The sequence below is a fragment of the Verrucosispora sp. TAA-831 genome (genome assembly GCF_050780145.1).
In the GTDB taxonomy this organism is placed as follows: Bacteria; Actinomycetota; Actinomycetes; order Mycobacteriales; family Micromonosporaceae; genus Micromonospora.
The window spans coordinates 5,295,177-5,315,593 of record NZ_CP192240.1; the positions used below are offsets into that span (position 1 = coordinate 5,295,177).

Genomic DNA, 20,417 nt, shown 5'->3' on the forward strand with positions numbered 1-20,417 from the left:
TGTCTATATCTTCCGCCCACTCGGCACCGACTTTCGTCAGTTCGATCAAAAGTCGCACCGATGCGGCAGGGTCAGCGCCGACGGTCGATCGCCTGGGTGGCCAGCATGGTCAGCGCCGCACGGCTCTCCGGGGTCACCGGCACGTCCGCCAGCGCGGTCAGCGCGGCCCCGGCACAGCGCCGGATCATCCGCTCGATCTCGTCCCGGGCGCCGGTGCTCTCGATGATCTCGCGCAGCTCGGCGGCGCCGTCCGCGTCCAGGTCCGGGTTGCCGAACAGCTCGCGCAACCGGGCGCTCTGCGACCGGTCGGCGGCGGCGCGGGCGAGCGCCATCATCACCGTCGGCTTGCCCTCGCGCAGGTCGTCCAACACGGACTTGCCGGTGACCGCCGGATCGCCGAACACCCCGAGCACGTCGTCGCGGAGCTGGAAGGCGTCGCCCAGCGGGTCACCGAACTCGGCCAACGCGCTGACCAGCTCGGACGGCGCGCCGGCCAGGGTGGCACCGATCTGCAACGGCCGGGTGACCGTGTAGCGGGCCGCCTTCATCCGGATCACCGTGAGCGCGCTGGCCACCGATCCGTCGCCGACCCCGGACACCAGGTCGAGGTACTCCCCCGCGATCACCTCGGTCCGCATCAACGCGAAGACGCCGTACCCCCGGTGCACCGCGTCGGCGGCCAGCCCGCACTCGTGGAACATCTGGTCCGACCAGGCCGCGCAGAGATCGCCGCAGAGCAGGGCGGTGTTGCGCCCGTACGCCTCGGGGTCGCCCCGCCACGACGAGCGGGCGTGCAGGTCGGCGAAGATCCGGTGCACCGAGGGCTCGCCCCGGCGACGGTCGCTGCCGTCCAGGATGTCGTCGTGGATCAGCGCGAACGCGTGGAACAGCTCCAGCGCCGCGGCGGCGGTCACGATCGGGGTGCCGTCCGGACCACCGGCACCCCGCCAGCCCCAGTAGCAGAACAGCGGACGCAGCCGTTTGCCACCGGCCAGCACGAACCGGTGCAGCGTGGTGAAGACGCCCCGGGGCGCGCCGTCCGGCCAGTCCGGGTCCTGCCGGTCGAGGAACGCGGTCAGCTCGGCGTCGAACCGGGCCCGTAACGCGCCCGCGTCGGCGGACGGCACCGTGACGGTCACCGCACCGGGAGCCCGGCCAGGTGCAGCAGCAGCCCCTTCACCTCCGTGGCCGCGATCCGGTCCCGCGCCGCCGACCCGTCCGAGCAGAGCAGCACCGGCCCGTCGGCGGGGTCGGCGGGCAGCCGGCCGTGCGAGCCACGCACCGCGGCGGCCCCGGCGTCCAGACCGACCACGCTCATCAGGTACCGCATGCCGAGCTTCTTGCGGGCCAGTGCCACCCCGGCCCGTCGCTTCGCCGCACCGGGGGCGGCCGGGTCGAAGAACAGCTCCGCCGGGTCGTACCCGGGTTTGCGGTGGATCTCGACCAGTCGGGCGAAGTCCGGCGCGCGGGCGTCGTCGTGCCAGTAGTAGTAGGTGAACCAGGCGTCCGGCTCGGCGACCAGCACCAGTTCACCGGCGCGCGGATGGTCCAGCCCGTACGCCGCCTTGCCGTCGGCGTCGAGCACCTCGGCCACCCCCGGCAGCGCGGCGCAGAGCCTCGCCACCGCCGGTACGTCCGCCGGGTCCCGCACGTACACGTGGGCCACCTGGTGGTCGGCGACCGCGAAGGCGCGCGACGTCCACGGGTCCAGGTATTCCATCCCGGCCTGCGTGTAGACCCGCAACAGCCCCTCGGCCCGCAGCAGCCGGTTGACGTCGACCGGGCGGGACACGTCGGTGATGCCGTACTCCGAGAGCACCACCACGGTCGCCTCCCGGTCCCGTGCGGCGTCCAGCAGGGGCCCGAGTACGCCGTCCAGCTCGGCCGCCGCCGCGGCGGCCCGGGGCGATGAGGGGCCGAAGCGTTGCAGGTCGTAGTCGAGGTGCGGAACGTAGACCAGGGTCAGGTCCGGTGCCTCTTCCTCGATGATCTGCTGGGCGGCGCGGCAGATCCACCGCGACGAGGGCAGCCCGGCGCCCGGCCCCCAGTAGGTGAACAGCGGGAACGTGCCCAGCCGGTCGGTGAGCGTGTCGTGCAGCTCGGGCGGGTCGGTGTAGCAGTCCGGTTCCTTGCGGCCGTCGGCGTGGTATACCGGCCGGGGCGTGACCGTCCAGTTCACGTCCGCGCCCATCGCGTACCACCAGCAGACGTTCGCCACGGTGTAGCCGGGCTCGGCCCGCCGGGCCGCCTGCCACAGCTTCTCCCCACCGACCAGCGCGTGGTGCTGCCGCCACAGCAGCACCTCACCGAGGTCCCGGAAGTACCACCCGTTGCCGACGATCCCGTGCTCGGCGGGGAGCGCCCCGGTCAGGAACGTCGACTGCGCCGAGCAGGTCACCGCCGGCAGCACCGTACCCAGCTCGGCCTGGAAACCGGCGTCGGCGACGGCCCGCAGCCGGGGCATGTGCGCCAGCAGTCGGGGGGTCAGCCCCACCACGTCCAGCACCACCAGGGGTCGGCTCACGACGGTCCTCCAGCCTCGGTCACGGCGTCACCACCGCTTCGGTCGGGGTCAGCCCGAGGGCGACCAGTTCGTCGCGGGTGAAGGCCAGTTCGGCGGCGATCCCGGCGGCCAGCTCCGCGTCGGTGCGCGGGCGCCGCCGGACCGGCAGCACCCCCCAGGTGTACGTCTCGACGTCCAGGTGGTCGCAGCCCGCGTCGTCGCCGCCGAGCAGGACGGCCAGCGCGTCACGCAGCACCGGCAGCGTCGAGCCCAGCGGCGGCTCGGGCGGGGCGTGCAGCGGCACGTGGTAGTGCACCCGCCACGGACCGGGCAGTCCGGCGTCGAGCGCCGCGTCCAGGTCGTCGGCCGCCCACGCCGGGTCGGCGGGGTCACCCGCCCCCGACGAGGCCGCCGGGCCGGTGGTGGCGGTGGCGCAGCTCCCGGCGCGGGTCTGGTGCAGGAAGCGTGGTTCGACCCAGCGGCGCAGCGCCTCGGCGTCGCCGACCGGGTCGGCCGCCTCCAGCGCGGCGGAGACCTGCACCTTCACCACCGGCAACCCGGCGGCGGCCAGCCGGTCGAGGGCGGCGGCCGGGTCCTCCCAGGCGCAGGCGAGGTGGGCGAGGTCCAGGCAGACGCCGAGCCGCTCGGTGTCCGTCCCGGACAGCGCGGCGACCGCCTGGGCGCTGCTCTCCACGACACAGCCCGGCTCCGGCTCGAAGCCGACCCGCACCGTCCGCCCGGTCTCCCGCTGCACCGTGGCGAGCCCGACGGCGAGCTGGTCCAGCCGCTGCCGGGCCGCGTCCGCGCGGGCCGCGTCCCAGGGGGTACGCCAGGCCAGCGGCAGGGTCGAGACGGAGCCCCGCACGGCGTCGTCGGGCAGCAGATCGGCCAGCACCCGGGCCAGGTCCAGGGTGTACCGGAGTCGCCGCGCGTCGGTCCAGTCCGGCAGGTACACCGCCCCCTTGACCACGGGCGCCTGAAAGGCCGCGTACGGGAAACCGTTGAGGGTGACCACCTCCAGTCCCCGTACGGTCAGCTCGGTGCGCAACCGGCGGCGGGCGTCCGGGTCGGCGGCCAGTTCGGCGGCGACCGGGGCGGCCAGCCACAGGCCGAGGCCGAGCAGGTCACCGCCGAGCGTCTCCCGGACCGGCACCGCGTAGCGGTCGAGTTGGGCGACGATGCCGGCGAGGTCCTCGGCGGCGTGCACGTTGGTGCAGTACCCGAGGTGCACGGTGCGCCCGCCGGGATGGCGTAGTCGCATCAGCCACCGCCGCGCAGGATCGAGTTACCGGCGAAGGTGGGCTCGGCGTCGACGTCGCTCAGGTCGAGCCGTCCGGACTGGCCGTAGAACTCCACCGGGTTGCGCCACAGCACCCGGTCCACGTCGTCGTCGGTGAACCCGGCCGCCCGCATCGCCTCCCCGGTGGCCCGGGTCAGCAGCGGGTCCGAGCGCCCCCAGTCGGCGGCCGAGTTGACCAGCACCCGCTCCGTCCCGTACGCCTTGAGCAGCTCGACCATCCGGGGCGGCGACATCTTGGTGTCGGGATAGATGGAGAACCCGAGCCAGCAGTCGCTGTCCCGGACGGCACGGACGGTCACCTCGTTGAGGTGGTCGACCACCACCCGCCCGGCCCCGATCCCCGACTCGGCGACCACGGCGAGGGTGCGCTCGACGCCCCGGGCCTTGTCGCGGTGCGGGGTGTGCACCAGCGCCGGCAGCCCGTGCTCCACCGCCAGCGCGAGCTGGGCGGCGAAGACCTCGTCCTCCTCCGGCGTCATCGAGTCGTACCCGATCTCGCCGACCGCCACCACGCCGTCCTTCTCCAGGTAGCGGGGCAGCACGTCGAGGACCGCCCGGCAGCGCGGGTCGTTGGCCTCCTTCGGGTTCAGCGCGATGGTGGCGTGGTGGCGTACACCGAACTGCCCGGCCCGGAACGGCTCCCAGCCGACCAGCGAGTCGAAGTAGTCGGTGAACGAGCCGACGCTGGTCCGTGGCTGGCCGAGCCAGAACGCCGGCTCGACCACCGCCCGGACCCCCGCGGCGGCCATCCGCTCGTAGTCGTCGGTGGTCCGGGACGTCATGTGGATGTGCGGGTCGAAGATCCGCATCACACCTCCCTGTGGTGGGTGGTCAGCCGGTCCAGCAGCGCGACGGCGTCGGCGGGCATGTCCCGCCCGGCGGCCCGCCGCTCGTCGGCCAGCGCGCCGAGCATCTGCGCCAGTTCCCCGTCGGCGCGGTCGTCGAGGTCGGCCACCACGGCCAGCGGCACGCCGGTGAAGACGCACTTGAGCACCGCCTGCCGCCAGGCCGGTGGGTCGAGGTGCCGGGCGTACGGACCGAGGGCGACGGCGACCAGCCGGGTGTCGTTGGTGCGGATCGCGTCGTGCAGCAGCGGCACCCCGGCCACGCCGATCGGCAGCAGCGGCAACGCCTTGAGCACCGCCCGCTTCTCGGCCGCGTCCCCGGTCCGGTACACCGTCTCGGCCTGGGTGGCGTGTCCGGCCGGCAGGGCGGTCAGCAGCAGGGCCCGCGCCGCCTCGTCGGCGGTCCAGCCGGGCAGGTCGGGCAGGTCGGCCCGGCCGCAGTGCCGCCCGGCGGCGGGGAACAGTCGCGCGATCGTGGCCGGCTCGGCCGCGACGCGGTCCAGCGCCGTCGCCAGCCATTCCGGGTCGGGTACGCCCCGCAGGGCCGCCCGCAGCTCGTCCGGTGTCATCGCCGTCCGCACCCCTTCTCTCCGCTTCGCCAGTCAGCGCTCTCCGTGCTCCGCCGTCCGCCGCACTGTCACGCGGCCCCCGGGACCGCTGTCGCCTCGCCCGCACCGGCGGTCGACGCGGCGGCGTGCAGGAAGTCCAGGGACCGGGCGGCGACGCCGGGGGCGGCGTGCGAGTGCCGGGGCAGCTCGACCGCGACCAGGCCCCGGTAGCCGACCTCGCGCAGGGCGGCCAGCACCGGCGGGAAGTCGATCTCGCCGGTGCCGAACTCCAGGTGCTCGTGCACGCCGCGCCGCATGTCGTCGATTTGCACGTTGACCAGGTGGGTGGCGACCGCGCGGACGCAGTCGGGCACCGGTATCGGCTCCAGGCAGCGGCAGTGTCCGATGTCGAGGGTGATGCCGAGCCGGGGCGGGGCGCCGAGGGCCGCGTACAGGCGACGCCAGTCGGCGATGTCCTCGACCAGCATGCCCGGCTCGGGCTCGAAGCCGAGGGTCACCCCGGCGGCGTCGGCCGCCGCGACCACCGGCGCGCAGCCGGCGACCAGGCGGTCCCAGGCGAGGGCCGGTGGGACCGACTCGGGTCGGACACCGGCCCAGAACGAGACCGCCTCGGCGTCGAGGTCGGCGCCGATCGCCACCGCGCGACGCAGGAACTCGATCCGCAGCGCGGGGTCGTCGTGCAGCAGCGTCGGCGCGTGCTTGTGCCAGGGGTCGAGCAGGTACCGCGCCCCGGTCTCGATCACCAGACCCAGACCCAGGTCGGCCAGTCGGCGGCCGACGGCGTCGACCCGGCGGGCCAGCCCCGGCGCGAACGGGTCGAGGTGGTCGTGGTCGAGGGTGAGCGCCACACCGGTGTAGCCGAGGTCGGCGATGACCGCCAGCGCGTCGTCCAACCGGTGGTTGGCGAAGCCGTTGGTGCCGTACCCGAAACGCAGACCGCCCGGGTTCGCGGAGTCGGCGGCGGTCATGTCGGTGAGACCCGCCGGGCCAGCCGCCGCCCCAACGGCGCGGCGGCGGCGACCGCCAGCCCGAGCAGACCGGCACCGGCCCGCGCGGTCAACGCGCCCTGCAACGCGGGCAGCCCGGTGATGCCGGCACCGACCGCCGCGCGGACCCGGCCGGCGCTCGGATCGGCGGCCACCCGGGCCTGGGCGGTGCCGTAGCGAGCGGCGTACCAACCGGCGAGGACTCCGGGCAGTGCCGCCGCCACCCGGCCGGGGGCCGTCAGCCCACTCCGGTGGGACGGCAGCGCGGCGCTCGCCGCGACCAGCGCGGTGCCGGCCAGGGTACGTCTCGGCAGTGCCCGGTCGGCACCGGTGACCTCGCGGCGGGACAGGGCGGTGACGGTCCAGGTGTGCGCGGCGACGGTCAGCGCCGCCGGCACCGCCCGGGACGGTCGACCACCGGTGGCGCCGAGCAGGACGTCCAGCCCCCGGCAGGTGGCCATCACCGCCGGTCCGGCGGCGGTGTTCTTCGCGGCCAGGTCGTACGCCCAGACGGCGGCGGCCAGCGGCACCGCGACGGCGGTGGCGCGACGGCCGCCGCCCAGCGCGGCGAGCCCCACCCCGGCCACGGTCAGCCCGGCGGCCAGGCCGACCGCGAGACCGGGGTGGACCCGGCCGCTGGGGATCGGCCGCTCGGGGCGCTCGACCGCGTCCAGCCGCCGGTCCGCCCAGTCGTTGGCGGCCATCCCGGCCCAGTAGAGCAGCACCGACGCGGTGGCCAGCACGGGCGTAGCCGGGCCGAGCGCACCGGCCGCCGCGGCACCGGCCACCACGTCCCCGGGCACCGAGAGCGCGGCCGGGGCCCGGACCAGTTCGGCGAGGTCAGCCACGCGTGGCATCGCGACCTCCGGCGTGCAGGCGACGGGTGAACGCGGCGAGCCGGGCCCACTGGTCGCCGAGGGAATGGGTGGCGGTGCCGAGCGGGTCCTTGAAGAAGAAGGCGAGATCGGTCAGGGGCCCGGTGATCCCGGCGGCGTGCGCGGCGGCGGTGAGCCGGGCCAGGTCGAGCACGAGCGGGGCGGCCAGCGCCGAGTCGCAGCCCTGCCAGGTGAACTCCAGGCGCATCCCGGTGCCCAGGAAGCCGGCGAAGGTGATCAGGTCCCAGGCGGTCTTGAAGTCGCCCAGTTCCTCGACGTACTCGATGCGGGTGTCGCCCTGCGGCAGATAGCCGAGCGTCTCGCCGAGCACCCGTTGCTTGCTGCGGACCTTGGCGGCGTTGGCGGCCGGTTCGGAGAGGGTCGCGCCGTCGCCGCCGCCGAGCAGGTTGAGCCCGGACCAGGACCGGACGGTGAGGTGGCGCATCGCGAACATCGGGGCGAGCACCGACTTGAGCAGCGTCTCCCCGGTCTTGCCGTCGTGTCCCGCGTACGGCACGCGCTGCGTGTCGGCCAGCGTGGTCAACGCCGGCAGCCGGAGCCCGGTCGACGGGGTGAAGTCCACGTACGGGCAGCCCGCCGTCACCGCCGCGTACGCGTAGAGGGAGCTGGGTGGCAGTACCTCGTCGGGACCGGCGAGGGCGGCCCGCAGCGCGTCCGGGTCGGCGTGGCCGGGGTGCGGTCGGGGCGTCGGCTCGGTGGCCGCGACGTTGACCACCACCACCCGGTCCAGCCCGTGCCACTCGCGGAAGTCGACGAGGTCACGGACGGTCGCGGCGGCCCGGTCGGCCTGACTGCCACCGATCGGCGCGGGGCGCAGGTCGCGTTCCACGGCGGCCAGTTCCTCGGTCGACGCGGCGACCAGGCGGGCCGGTAGCACCCCGGCGGTGGCGAGCGCCTCGGCGCGCTTGGCCAGCGGCGTGGTGACCACGTCGTGCCCGCCGAACACCAGCTCGGCGAAGGTCGGCAGGGCCGGGCCGCGCAGCTCGGGCAGCTCGGTGACGCACCCGGTGGGCCCGGTCAGACCGGCCCGCAGGGCGAGCGCCCCGACGATGCTGGTGGTCGCGACCGAGCCGCGCGCCCCCACCAGCCAGACACCCGTACGCATGGCGCTCCTTCGGATCACTTCGGGCGGATGCGCCCCGTCCGCCGCGCCGCCCGATGAAGCTCACCGGCTGGCGTCGAGGTCGGCGGCGACGACGCCGACCGGTGTTCGGGCGGAGCGGACGGACGGGGCTAGCAGGCAGGGGCGGTCGGCGTCGCGCCCCTGCCTCCCCCGCAACCGGTCGGCCACCGGCGTCGGTGACCGGGCCGGAGGACTCGTGGCGAACAGGTCCGCCCAGAGGCGGGGAGGATCGGGTGGTGCCTACCCGGCGTGCTCTGCCCACCGGCGGCGACGTTGCCGCCGGTGGCGGTCCTCCGGTGCGACCGGGGAATCCCGGTCCGGCCGCACCGGAGGTACCGCATTGCTCGTGTCACCGGGCCGGGTGGCCGGTGGCACGACCTCCGGTACCGACCCCGTTCCGGCCGCGGGGCGCAACCGCGGCCGGCCCTCGCCGGTCGGTACCGGAGGCGGTTCAGGCGGCGACCGTCGCCAACGTCGGCTCCACCTCGGTCCAGGCGGACCCCAGCTCGGCCGAGCGGACCACCGCGTCCAACACCAGTTGCACCTGCAACGCCTCGACGAACGAGGGCGACGGGTCGACGCCGGTCGCCACCGCCTCGATGAAGTCGCGCATCTGGTGCGTGAAGGAGTGCTCGTACCCGATGATGTGGCCCGGCGGCCACCAGGCCGACAGGTACGGGTGTTCGCTCTCGGTCACCAGGATCCGGCTGAAGCCCTGCTCGGCCGTGGGCCGCGTGGCGTCGTAGAACTCCAGCTCGTTGAGGCGTTCCAGGTCGAAGACCACCGAGCCGAGCGACCCGTTGATCTCCACCCGGAGGGCGTTCTTGCGACCGGTGGCGAACCGGGTCGCCTCGTACGTGGCCAGCGCGCCGCCGTCGAGTCGGGCCACGAAGATCGCGGCGTCGTCGACGGTCACCGGTCCGGTGGCGGCGGCACCGTCGGCCTGCGCCGCCAGTCCACTCGAACCGCTCGGCAACGGCCGCTCCTTGACGAACGTCTCGGTGACCGCGCTGACCCCGGCGATCCGCTGGCCGGTGACGTGCTGGGTCAGGTCGATGATGTGCGCACCGATGTCACCCAGCGCGCCGGAGCCCGCCTGGTCCTTCTGCAACCGCCAGACCAGCGGGAACTGCGGGTCCACGATCCAGTCCTGTAGGTAGCTGGCCCGGACGTGCCGGATCTCCCCCAGCCGCCCGTCGGCGACGAGTTGACGCATCAGCGCCACCGCGGGCACCCGCCGGTAGTTGAACCCGCACATCGAGCGGGTCCCGCCGGCACGGGCGGTGGCCGCCGCAGCGGCCATCTCCCGTGCCTCGGCGACGGTGTTGGCCAGCGGCTTCTCGCACAGCACGTGCTTGCCGGCGGCCAACGCCGCGAGGGCGATCTCGGCGTGGCTGTCCCCCGGTGTGCAGATGTCGACCACGTCGATGTCCGGGCGGGTCACCAGCTCCCGCCAGTCCGTGGTGTGCTCCTCCCAGCCGAGCCGGTCGGCGGCGTCGGCCACCTTTCCCGGATCACGCCCGCAGACGGCCACCATCCGGGCCCGCGCCGGCAGGTCGAACACTCGATTCACGGTCCGCCAGGCCTGCGAGTGCGCGGCGCCCATGAACGCGTAGCCGACCATGCCGACCCGCAGTTGGTTGTCAGTCGTGGACAAGGTGGGTCTCCCCCCGTGGTGTCAGAACCCGAGCTTGAGGTAGTCGCTCGCGTTCTCCTTCGTGATCGTCTCGGAGGCGAGGACGATCTCCTTGGGCACCTGGAGCTCGACCAGATCCGACATGCCCCGGTTCTGGCCGATCAGCCGAGCCAGCGAGATGGCCGACGAGGCCATCGACGGGCTGTAGGTCACGGTGGCCTTGAGCACCGTGTTGTCGGCCTGGATGTCCTCCATCGCCTTCTTCGAGCCGGCACCGCCGACCATGAAGAACTCGTTGCGGTTGGCCTGGCTGATCGCAGCCAGCACGCCGATACCCTGGTCGTCGTCGTGGTTCCAGACCGCGTCGATCCTCGGCAGCGCCTGGAGCAGTTGGGCCGCCTCCCGCTGCCCGGTATCCACGGTGAACTCGGCCGCCCGCCGGTTGGCCACCCGCAGGCCGTGCTGGGCCAGGGTGTCGTTGAAGCCCTTCGTCCGCTCCTGGGTCAGCTCCAGCGAGTCGATGCCGGCGATCTCGGCGATCACCGGGTTGCTCACGCCTTTGGCCTTGAGCTGCTCGTAGATGAAGGTCGCGGCGGAGACGCCCATGCCGTAGTTGTCGCCCTTGATCTGCAACCGGTACGCCTTGGCGTCCGGGAAGGCCCGGTCCAGGTTGACCACCGGGATGCCGGCCGCCATCGACTCCAGGCCGAACGAGTTCAGCTCCTTGCCGTCGTGCGGCAGCAGCACGATCACGTCAGGCTTCTGCGAGATCAGGGTGGACAGGGCCGCCCGCTGGGCCGCCGCGTCCGCGCCCGCCTCGACGATGTTGAACTCCACGTCGGAGTATGCGCCGGCCTGTGCCTTAGCGTTGTTGGTGATCGCGGCGATCCAGCCGTGGTCGGCGGCCGGCGCGGAGAAACCGATCGTGACCCGCTCACCGGGCTCGGCGTTACCGCCGCCCTCGGCCGCCTTGGTCTGTGCCTCGGTGGGCGTCCCCTGCTCGTTGCTGGTGCAGGCGGAGAGCAGGACGCCGGCACCGACGGCCGCCCCGCCGAAGAGCATCCGGCGCCGCGACATGTCGCGACTGTGCTGGGTCATGACGACCTCCTGATGTCAGGTGGTGGAGGGAAATTGGGTGTGCGCTACCCGGCCACCGTCGTTCGCTCGGGTGGCCCGGTGTGGTGCGGAAGGTGCGAGAGAGGTCAGCCGGTGGTGAGCCGGTTGTTGCGGCGGAAGAACTGGGTGAGGGTGCCGAACTGCACCTGCTGGATCAGGACGGCGGCGACGATGATGCCGCCCTTGACCATGTTCTGCGCCTCGGTGGAGAGGCCGTTGATCGCGAACAGGTTGGTGATGGTGGCGAAGATGATCACACCGAGCAGGGAGCCGACGATGGTGCCCCGCCCGCCGCTGAGCAGCGTGCCACCGATGATCACGGCAGCGATCGCGTCCAGCTCGTAGAGGTTGGCCATTGCCGCCTGGGCCGAGGTGGCCTGGGCGGTGAGCATGATCGCGGCGATGCCGCAGCAGAGGCCGGAGAGCGCATAGAGCAGCAGGGTGTGCAGCCGGACGTTGATGCCGGCCAGCCGGGCCGCCTCCGGGTTGCCGCCGACGGCGACCGTACGCCGACCGAAGGTGGTGCGGTTGAGCAGCACCCACCCGGCGGCGACCACCGCGGCGAGGATGTAGACCAGCAGCGGGATGCCGAGCAGGTCGTTGCTGGCGATGCCGTTGATCACGCCGTTCTGCGAGATCTGCGTCTGCTTGTCGGAGATCTCGGCGGCCAGTCCCCGGGCGGCCACCAGCATGGCCAGGGTGGCGATGAACGGCACCAGCCGCCCGTACGCGATGAGCGTCCCGTTGACCAGGCCGACCGCGGTCCCGACCACGATCGCGGTGAAGATCATGCCGCCGGCACCGAAGCTCTGGGTGGCGACCGTGGTGCACCAGACCCCGGCCAGCGCGACGATCGCGCCGACGGAGAGGTCGATGCCGCCTCCGATGATCACGAAGGTCATCCCGACGGTGACCACGCCGACCACCGAGGCGAGCTTGAGGATGCTGAGCATGTTGGCCCAGACCCAGTCGGGGTTGGAGTACAGGTCGGAGCGGGTGGCCGCGCCGATCACGAAGAGCACCAGCAGCACCCCGATCAGAGCCAGGTTCCGCTTGGCGCCCTCACCGCCCTCGCCGCTCCAGAAGGAGAGCCGGCCGCTGCGCGTCGGGGCGTCGGACACCCCGTGCTTGGTCACCCCGGTCCCGCTCGGCTCCACCGGCGGCGACTGTGCCGGCAACTGTGTCGTCGAGGGCGCTCGCTCGCTCATGCCGGCGCTCCGCTTCGCTCCGCGCCGACCTGGGACACCTTCACGCTGTATCGATGATTCGCTCGCTGACGCTCGCTCATGCCGGTGCGCCTTCCATCAGAGACCCCGCCATCACGAGGTCGAGCACGGTGTTCTCGTCGAGTTCGCCCGCCGGGGCGGTACGCACGACCCGACCCTCCCGCATAACCAGCACCCGATCGGCCAGACCGAGCACCTCGGGCACCTCGCTGGAGACCAGCAGCACCCCGACACCCTCGGCGGCGAGCTGCCGGATCACCTGGTACAGCTCGGCGCGGGCGCCCACGTCCACGCCTCGGGTCGGTTCGTCGAGCAGCAGCAGTCTGGTGTCGCCGAGCAGCCAGCGCCCGACCACCACCTTCTGCTGGTTGCCGCCGGAGAGCGTGCGCACCGCCCGGCGTACGTCGCGCGGGCGCATCTCCAGCTTCTCCGCGATCCGGTCCGCCTCGGCGCGTTCCTTCCCGACGTCGGTGAACCCGAGTCGGGCGTACCTGCTGAAGGTGGCCAGCGTGACGTTGCGGTAGATCGGCTCGCCGAGCAGCAGGGCCTGGCTCTTGCGTTCCTCGGGGGCCATGCCCATGCCGGCCCGGACCGCCGCGCCGACGCTGCCCGCCCGCAGCGCCCGGCCGGACATCCGCACCGAGCCGGACTCGGCCCGGCGGGCGCCGAAGATGGTCTCCAGCAGCTCGGACCGGCCGGACCCGACCAGCCCGGCGATGCCGACGATCTCCCCGGCCCGGACGGAGAGCGAGACGTCGGCGAACTCCCCGGCCCGGGTCAACCCGTCGACCTGGAGCAGCTCGTCGCCGACGCCCGTGCTGTCGGGGCGATCCGGGAAGACGTACTCGATGGTCCGGCCGGTCATCCGGGAGACCAGGTCACGCGTCGGGGTGTCCCGGGCCGCCAGGTTCTCGGCCGTGGTCCGGCCGTCCTTGAGCACCGTCACCCGGTCACCGATCTCGCGGATCTCCTCCAACCGGTGCGAGATGTAGATGACCGCGATCCCCTGCGCGGTCAGCTCGCGGATGATCCGGAAGAGGTTTTCCACCTCGTCGTGGGCCAGCACCGCGCTCGGTTCGTCCATGATGATCAGCCGGGCCTCGTGGGAGAGCGCGCGGGCCATGCTGACCACCTGCTTGCCGGCCGCCGGCAGCGCCCGCACCATCCGGCCCGGCGGGATCTCCGCGTGCCCGAGCCGACCGAGGATCTGTCGGGTACGCCGGGCCATCTGCCCCCGGCGGACGAAGCCGAGGCGACGCGGCTCGTGCCCGAGGAAGGCGTTCTCCGCCACCGACAGGTCATCGACCAGGTCGAGTTCCTGATAGATGGTGGCGATCCCGGCCCGCATGGCGGCCTGCGGATTGGCGAAGCTGACCGGCTCCCCGCGCCATTCGACCAGCCCCGAGTCCGGTCGATGCACTCCGGCGAGCACCTTGATCAGCGTCGACTTGCCGGCGCCGTTCTGCCCGAGCAGGCAGTGCACCTCGCCGGCCCGGACCTCCAGTTGCACACCGCCCAGCGCGCGTACGCCCGGGAAGGTCTTGACCACGTCGGACAGGCGCAGGACCACCTCTCCGGCGACGGTGTCGTCCGGAGCTTCGACCAGCGGCGCGTCGCTCATGCTGCCTCCAGGAAAGCCAGGTCGCTGGCGAGCACCGCGGCTCCGGCCACACCGGCACGCGGTCCCAGCTCGGAGAGGACGACCGGCAGGTTGCCGGTGGCCAGCGGCAGGGAGCGCCGGTAGACGACGCTGCGGATCTCGGCGAGGAGTACGTGCCCGAGTTGGGCGAGTCCACCGCCGATGACGATCATCGACGGGTTGGTGAAGCTCACCAGTCCGGCGAGGACGCTGCCGACGCGTCGACCGCCCTCGCGGATGAGCTGGATGCAGGCCACGTCTCCTTCGACGGCTCCGGCGGCGACGTCCTGGGCGGTGACCGTCCCCTGCACGCGCAGCCGTTCGGCCAGCGCGGGCGAGGCGCCGGTGCGCGCTGCGGCGGTGGCGTCCTTGGCCAGCGCGGCCCCGCTGAACAGCGCCTCCAGGCAGCCGGCGTTGCCGCACGAGCAGACCGGCCCGTGTCCGTCCACCTGGATGTGGCCGATGTCCCCGGCGCAGCCGTCGGTGCCCCGGTAGACCTCGCCGCTCAGATAGATCCCGCACCCGATGCCGGTGCCGATCTTGACGAAGAGGAAGTCGTCGACCGAGTGCGCCACGCCGCCGTGTCGCTCCCCGATCGCCATGATGTTCACGTCGTTGTCCACCACCGCCGGGCAGCCGTGCTCGCGGGTCAGCAGCTCTCGGACGGGAAAACGGTCCCAGCCCGGCATGATCGGCGGGGACACCGGCACGCCGTCACGGAAACTGACCGGACCCGGCACCCCGATGCCGACCGCGTTCAGCCGGTCGTAGACGCCGTCCACCCGGGCCTTGGCGAGCAGTTCGTTGACCCGGTGCAGGATCGCCTTGGGGCCGGAGCGGATGTCGGCCGTCTCCGCGTACGCGGCCACGGGTTCGAGGCGGCCGTTGACCACTTCGACGTCGATGGAGCTGGCTCCGAGGTCGACGGCCGCGAACCGCAGGTCCGGGCTCAGTTCGACGAGGGTGGAGCGCCGGCCGCCCCGCGAGGCGGCCATCCCGGCCTCGGCGACGTAGCCGTGTCCCACCAGCCGCTCCAGCTCGGCCAGCAGCCGGGGGCGGGGGATCTCCAGGCGGTCCGCCAGCTCCGCCCGGGAGACGGCCCCCTGGTCGCGGAGCAACCGCAACAGGCGCACATGCAGGGGTTCGACGGTCCGCATCGGGACCCCTTTCATCGATGCCGTTCACATCGACGCAACGCCGATGTGTCGTGTCCGACACAGTAGGCGCCTTCCGAGCTGCCTGTCCAGATCTTCGGCCGACATTCCACCAACTTTTGTCCGGAGAGACAAAAGCTAAAAGTGGATCAAGGAAAGGGTTGCCCAGGTGCGTGATGCGGTGGCCGACAGTGATCACTCCGCCGCCGCATCGCACTGTGGCCGCAGACGAGGCCGGGTCCCGTTCCTCCCCGGCGGTCGGCGGCCACCGACCGGCGGGAGGAACGGGACCCGGCGTTCGGGGTTCCCGTCGAGCCCGAACTCACTGCGTCTCGTCGTCGCCCTTCAGCTTGCGGTCGTCGCGCAGCTCGACGTACGGCTCGTGGTCGACCGGCCGCAGGCCACCCGCGATCGCCCGGCCGCGCGCCAGCTCGGCGTCGAACTCGGCGCCGAACAGGATCGCCACGTTGCTGAGCCAGAGCCAGACCAGGAAGATGATCACACCGGCGAGCGCGCCGTAGGTCTTGTTGTACGAGCCGAAGTTGGCCACGTAGAGCGCGAAGACGCCGGAGATCACCAGCCACATCACCACCGCCAGGACCCCGCCCGGACTGACCCAGCGGAAGCCGCCCTGCCGGGCGTTCGGCGACGCCCAGTAGAGGATGGCGAACATCAGGCTGACCAGGATCAACAGCACCGGCCACTTGGCGTAGTCCCACACCGTCACCGCCGTACGCCCGACCCCGATCGCGCCACCGACCTGCTCGGCGAACCGTCCCGTGAACACCACGATCACCGCGCTGGCCAGCAGCAGCACCCCGATCACGGCGGTGACCCCGACCCGGATCGGCAGGGTCTTCCAGATCGGTCGCCCCTCCGGCACGTCGTAGATGACGTTGGAGGCGCGCATGAAGGCGGCGACGTAGCCGGAGGCCGACCAGAAGGCGGCCAGCAGACCGACCACGGCGGCGAGACCGGCGAGGCCGCCGTTCTGCTGCGCCTGGTCGATGGCGGCGTCGATGATCTGGCGGATGTTCTGCTCCGGCACCGCCTGGTCGACGGTGTCCCGGACGCCCTGGGTGGCGCTCGGGCCGAGCAGGCCGAGCAGGGACACCAGCACCAGCAGGCCGGGGAAGATGGAGAGCACCCCGTAGTAGGTGAGGGCGGCGGCCCAGTCGGTCAGGCCGTCGGAGCTGAACTCGCGTACGGTCCGCCGCGCCGCCGCCACCCACTCGTCGCGGGACAGCCGGGTCGGCCCGTCGGGGGTGTCCCGGTCGGCCGGCAGGCGCTCCGGACCGTCGTGGGGATCGTCGGTGGGCCGCCGCACCGCGTCGGCCCGGTCCGGACGGGAAGACTTCTCGGAGGCCATCGCCCCTCCCCTCACCTCGATGTTCTCGCCCGAGACATGCCCCGCCAGCCCGCTCGGGTAACCCACTGAGCGACATACGCGCCGAGCGCCGCGCACGTGTGTCGCCGACGACACCGTCGGCACCGTGCCGCCGTCGGCATCGCGGAGCCCGGGTCCGGGCCCGGGAAATACGAGCGGAGAATCGCTCGCGCAGCACCGGGACGGGCCCGAATCGTCGATGGCCCACTGTCAACCACGACGCGCCGACGCTTTTGCCCCGGACACCCCGCGCCCGCCCGTCAGATCACCCCCGCGCACCGGGCACCCCATCCGGATCGCGCCGCCACCGCCCGCCACCATATGCACGGAGAGTAATCGTTTCGCTGGCATTTCGACGCGAACATGTGACAGCAGAATGCCGCGAAGGGGCCAAAACCGGCGTCACCACGCGGGGCAACCGGAGCCCTCCGACAGACTGACGCGCACGTCCCGCGCCAATCGCGAAACCTATTCTGAAACATTCACAGCGGGGAGTGACTGAAACAAAATGAAAGTCACTCAGGGAAACGATGATCGACAATGTTCCCATCGAAGTGTCAATTCGCGTATCGTCCCCCCTCGTGTCGGCTATCCGATTCACCGATGATTCTGGACCCGAGGGCAATCGCGCCCGTGCCCGCGTGGCGGAGGCCGACCCCGAGGCCGATCCGCGCGCCGTCGGAACCGTTCCGGGCACCGTGCCCCGGCAACGGTCCGGCCCCGATCTCGCCCCGGACCCGGGTGCCCCGACCGGCGACCGACCCACCCCCGGCACCGACGCGCCGCCGCAGGTGGACGCGCGCGAACTGGCCGGACGGTTCGAGGACGAGAAACCCGGCCGTACGCTGACCGGGCCGGTCGCCGTCCTGCTGACCGGCGCCACCCTGGCCATCGCGCTACTCGCGCTCTGGCAGGTGTTCCGCCCGCTGGCACAGGGCAGCAAATACTATTTGATCTTCTTCCTCGCCGGTGTGCTCCCGCTGGTCTTCCTCGCGTACCCGGCCGACCTGCGGCTGCACCGGCTGCGCCGCAGCCGGGACGCGGGCACCGACCGGGACGTCACGTCCCCGGCGCAGGCCCGGCCGCCACGCACCGGGCCGAGCGGAGTCGACTGGGTGCTGGCCGTCGCCGCGCTGGCCGCCTGCCTCTATCCGGTGCTGCCGGTCGCGTTGGCCGGCGGTGGCGGCGGCTACGACGCCTTCCTCGACCGGCAGGGCCTGCTCGTCGGCACCGACGTGGCGATGGGCACCGTCCTGCTGCTCCTGCTGCTGGAGGCGTGCCGGCGCACCACCGGCTGGATCCTGCCCGTGGTGTGCCTGCTCTTCCTCGGCTACGGCTACTACGGCGGGCTGCTGCCGCAGACCTGGGCGGTGGCCCACGCCGGGCTCGACTTCGGGCAACTCGTGGACGCCTTCTACAACTCCGACAGCGGGTTCTACGGCACCCCGTTGGACGTGGCCGCCACCTACATCGTGCTGTTCACCGTCTACGGGGCGGTACTCGACCGCTCCGGCGCGGGCCGGTTCTTCGTCGACCTCTCCGCGGCGGCGTTCCGTCGCTCCCGCACCGCCGCCGGCCGTACCGCGGTCGCCTCCGGCTTCCTGCTCGGCACCGTCTCCGGGTCGGGTGCCGCCACCACCGTCAGCATCGGCGCGGTCACCTGGCCGATCCTGCGCCGCGCCGGCTACCCGGCGGAACGGGCCGGCGGCATGCTCGCGGCGGCCGGCGTCGGGGCCATCCTCTCCCCGCCCACGCTCGGCGCGGCGGCGTTCATCATCGCCGAGTACCTGGGCGTCTCCTACCTCCAGGTGCTGGGCTGGGCGATGGTGCCGACGGTGCTCTACTACCTCGGCATCGTGCTCTCGGTGGAGATCGACGCGCGGCGCTCCGGGGTACGCGCGGCGGCCCTGCCGGCCACCTCCGCCTGGCGGTTGCTGGCCCGCTCCGGCTACCACTTCGCCTCGCTGTTCGCCATCGTCGGCCTGCTCGCCGTCGGCGTGTCGGCCACCCGCGCGGTGGTGCTGGCGACCCTGCTCGCGATCGTGCTGTCCTACCTGGACCGGGAGCACCGGCTGACCCCGCCCCGGCTGCTCGACGCGCTCTCCGGCGGCGCGCGCGGGGTGCTCGCGGTGACCGTGGTCTGCGCGGCGGCCGGCATCATCACCGCCACCACCACGAAGACCGGGCTCGGGCCACAGGCCGCCGCGCTGCTGGTCGACGCCGCCGGTGCGGTCAGCTCCGACCCGGCCGTGGTGCTGGCGCTCACCGCGTTGCTCGCCGCCGTCGCGTTGAGCCTGCTCGGCCTGGCGATCCCGGTCACCGCCTCCTTCGTGATCGGCTGGGTGATCATCGGTCCGGCCCTGCTCGACCTCGGCGTCAGCGCCCCCGCCGCGGCGATGTTCGTCTTCTACTTCGCGGTGCTGTCCGAGGTGTCGCCGCCGACCGCGCTCGCCGCGGTCGCCGCCGCAGCCATCACCGGCGGCCGGGTGGTGCCGACCATGTGGCACACCCTGCGGTACGCGCTGCCGGCCTACCTCATCCCGCTCGCCTTCGTGGTCACCCCGACCGGTCTCGGACTGCTCGGCATCGGTGGTCCACGACGGATCCTCGTCGCCGCCACGGTCACCGCGCTCAGCGTCGCGGTGCTCGCCGTCGCGGCGGGCGGCTGGCTGCCCGGGGTCGGCCCGGCGGGCGTACCGGAACGCGTGCTCGGCGCGATCGCCGGGCTCACGCTGCTCTGGCTGCAACCCGTACCCGTCGCGATCGGTGCCGTGCTGGCCGGTGCCATGGCGGTGGGCGTTCTCGTACGACGCGGATCCGCCGGCTCCTCCGGCGGGACGCGAGCCGGATCACCGGCATGACCGAGGAAGGAGCAAGAGTGGGACGGATCAACGTGCGGCTCGTGGCGGGAGTGGGAGCACTCGCCCTCGTCGCGGCCGGCACCGCAGGTTGCGGCGGCCGTCAGGGTGCCGCCGCCACGGACGACACCGCGAACGCCGTCACCTGCGAGGTGGCCGAGAACACCCGGGTGGGCATCGCCACCGGTAACGCCACCGGCGTCTACTACGTGGTCGGCAACGCCCTGGCCGGGCAGCTCGCCGGCAGCACCGGCGGTCGGCTCACCGGCACGGCGGCCGAGACCGGCGCGTCGGTGCAGAACATCGAACAGCTCGTCGGCGGCCAGTACGACGTGGCGTTCTCGCTCTTCGACACCGCCGTCAACGCGGTGCAGGGCAAGGGCACCTTCACCGCTCCGCAGCCGGTCGAGGCGCTGGCCCGGATCTACGACAACTACACCCAGGTGGTCGTCCGGGCCGACGCGGGAATCAACTCCGTGGCCGACATGAAGGGCAGGAAGATCTCCACCGGCTCCCCCAAGTCCGGCACCGAGGTCATCGCGCACCGCCTGCTGGAGGCCGCCGGACTCGACCCGGCCGCCGACATCCAGGCCCAGCGTCTGGACCTGACCAAGACCGTCGAGGGCGTCAAGGACGGCAGCCTGGACGGGTTCTTCTGGTCCGGCGGCGTACCCACCGGTGGGGTGACGGACCTCTTCACCACGGCGGGGGACAAGGTCAAGTTCATCGACATCACGCCGTTGTTGCCTAAGATGAGCGAACTGAACCCCGCGTACCAGGCCGGCACGATCGGCAAGGACGTGTACTCCACTGTGGCGGACACCCCGACCATCGTGGTCCCCAACGTGCTGCTCGTCCGCAAGGACCTGGACGCCAACGTGGCCTGCGCGATCACCCGTACGGTGTTCGAGAAGAAGGACGCGTTGGCCCAGGCCAACCCCGCCGCCAAGGGCATCGCTCTGGACACCGCCCGCAGGACCGACCCGGTCGGCCTGCACCGGGGGGCGGACAAGGCGTTGCAGGACCTCGGCGCGAGCTGACCGACCCCGGCCGGGCCGGTGCCTCCCGCAGAGGCCCGGCCCGGCCACCACTACCTCGGGAGACCCCCGTGCCGCTGCCCTCACTGGCGCGCGTACGCCGGCACAACCGTCCGTCCGATCACACCGGTCGCCTGTGGTC

At 72.8% G+C, this 20,417-nt stretch carries 16 protein-coding genes; 2 read left to right on the forward strand and 14 right to left on the reverse strand.

The features are described from left to right. Positions 1–71 precede the first annotated feature (71 nt). The 14 genes from ACQVFL_RS23425 to ACQVFL_RS23490 all read right to left on the reverse strand — a co-directional run bounded on the left by ACQVFL_RS23425 (position 72) and on the right by ACQVFL_RS23490 (position 16,362). Complete coding sequence (locus ACQVFL_RS23425) at positions 72–1,139, reverse strand: polyprenyl synthetase family protein (protein ID WP_396693437.1); 1,068 nt, start codon at positions 1,137–1,139, stop codon at positions 72–74. Next, positions 1,136–2,524: an alkaline phosphatase family protein gene (locus tag ACQVFL_RS23430; RefSeq protein ID WP_396693439.1), complete on the reverse strand. Its 1,389-nt coding sequence runs from the start codon at positions 2,522–2,524 to the stop codon at positions 1,136–1,138. Before ACQVFL_RS23430 ends, ACQVFL_RS23425 begins: the two co-directional genes overlap by 4 nt. A gap of 19 nt (positions 2,525–2,543) precedes the next feature. After that, entirely contained in the window at positions 2,544–3,764 is a 1,221-nt protein-coding gene (eboE, locus tag ACQVFL_RS23435; RefSeq protein ID WP_431727611.1) for a metabolite traffic protein EboE, read from the reverse strand. Then, positions 3,764–4,612 (reverse strand): TatD family hydrolase, encoded by an 849-nt coding sequence (locus ACQVFL_RS23440; RefSeq protein WP_396693443.1) that lies wholly within the window; start codon positions 4,610–4,612, stop codon positions 3,764–3,766. The genes eboE and ACQVFL_RS23440 overlap by 1 nt, the downstream gene beginning before the upstream one ends. Next, entirely contained in the window at positions 4,612–5,217 is a 606-nt protein-coding gene (locus ACQVFL_RS23445; protein ID WP_431727612.1) for an EboA domain-containing protein, read from the reverse strand. Before ACQVFL_RS23445 ends, ACQVFL_RS23440 begins: the two co-directional genes overlap by 1 nt. A gap of 68 nt (positions 5,218–5,285) precedes the next feature. Further along, positions 5,286–6,185, reverse strand: coding sequence for a sugar phosphate isomerase/epimerase family protein (locus ACQVFL_RS23450; protein ID WP_431727613.1), 900 nt, complete (start codon positions 6,183–6,185; stop codon positions 5,286–5,288). Further along, positions 6,182–7,060, reverse strand: coding sequence for an SCO3242 family prenyltransferase (locus tag ACQVFL_RS23455; protein WP_396693448.1), 879 nt, complete (start codon positions 7,058–7,060; stop codon positions 6,182–6,184). Before ACQVFL_RS23455 ends, ACQVFL_RS23450 begins: the two co-directional genes overlap by 4 nt. Further along, on the reverse strand, positions 7,044–8,204 hold the full coding sequence (locus tag ACQVFL_RS23460; RefSeq protein ID WP_396693449.1) for an inositol-3-phosphate synthase: 1,161 nt from the start codon (positions 8,202–8,204) through the stop codon (positions 7,044–7,046). The genes ACQVFL_RS23455 and ACQVFL_RS23460 overlap by 17 nt, the downstream gene beginning before the upstream one ends. 469 nt (positions 8,205–8,673) lie before the next feature. Then, a complete protein-coding gene (locus ACQVFL_RS23465) occupies positions 8,674–9,846 on the reverse strand; it encodes a Gfo/Idh/MocA family protein (RefSeq protein WP_431729878.1) in 1,173 nt (390 codons plus the stop codon). Positions 9,847–9,900: 54 nt separating this feature from the next. Then, positions 9,901–10,956 (reverse strand): substrate-binding domain-containing protein, encoded by a 1,056-nt coding sequence (locus ACQVFL_RS23470; RefSeq protein ID WP_396693450.1) that lies wholly within the window; start codon positions 10,954–10,956, stop codon positions 9,901–9,903. A 104-nt stretch (positions 10,957–11,060) separates the two neighbouring features. Further along, the gene (locus tag ACQVFL_RS23475; RefSeq protein ID WP_396693452.1) at positions 11,061–12,182 is read right to left on the reverse strand and encodes an ABC transporter permease; all 1,122 of its coding nucleotides are present in this window, start codon (positions 12,180–12,182) and stop codon (positions 11,061–11,063) included. A gap of 76 nt (positions 12,183–12,258) precedes the next feature. Then, entirely contained in the window at positions 12,259–13,821 is a 1,563-nt protein-coding gene (locus ACQVFL_RS23480; protein ID WP_431727614.1) for a sugar ABC transporter ATP-binding protein, read from the reverse strand. Next, entirely contained in the window at positions 13,818–14,996 is a 1,179-nt protein-coding gene (locus ACQVFL_RS23485) for an ROK family protein (RefSeq protein WP_396693456.1), read from the reverse strand. Before ACQVFL_RS23485 ends, ACQVFL_RS23480 begins: the two co-directional genes overlap by 4 nt. 319 nt (positions 14,997–15,315) lie before the next feature. Next, on the reverse strand, positions 15,316–16,362 hold the full coding sequence (locus ACQVFL_RS23490) for a YihY/virulence factor BrkB family protein (RefSeq protein WP_396693458.1): 1,047 nt from the start codon (positions 16,360–16,362) through the stop codon (positions 15,316–15,318). A 659-nt stretch (positions 16,363–17,021) separates the two neighbouring features. Between ACQVFL_RS23490 and ACQVFL_RS23495 the strand changes: the two genes are divergently transcribed. Next, positions 17,022–19,241, forward strand: a complete 2,220-nt coding sequence (locus ACQVFL_RS23495; protein WP_396693460.1) for a TRAP transporter permease — start codon at positions 17,022–17,024, stop codon at positions 19,239–19,241. Between the two features lie 17 nt (positions 19,242–19,258). Continuing rightward, a complete protein-coding gene (locus ACQVFL_RS23500; RefSeq protein ID WP_396693462.1) occupies positions 19,259–20,278 on the forward strand; it encodes a TAXI family TRAP transporter solute-binding subunit in 1,020 nt (339 codons plus the stop codon). Positions 20,279–20,417 lie beyond the last annotated feature (139 nt).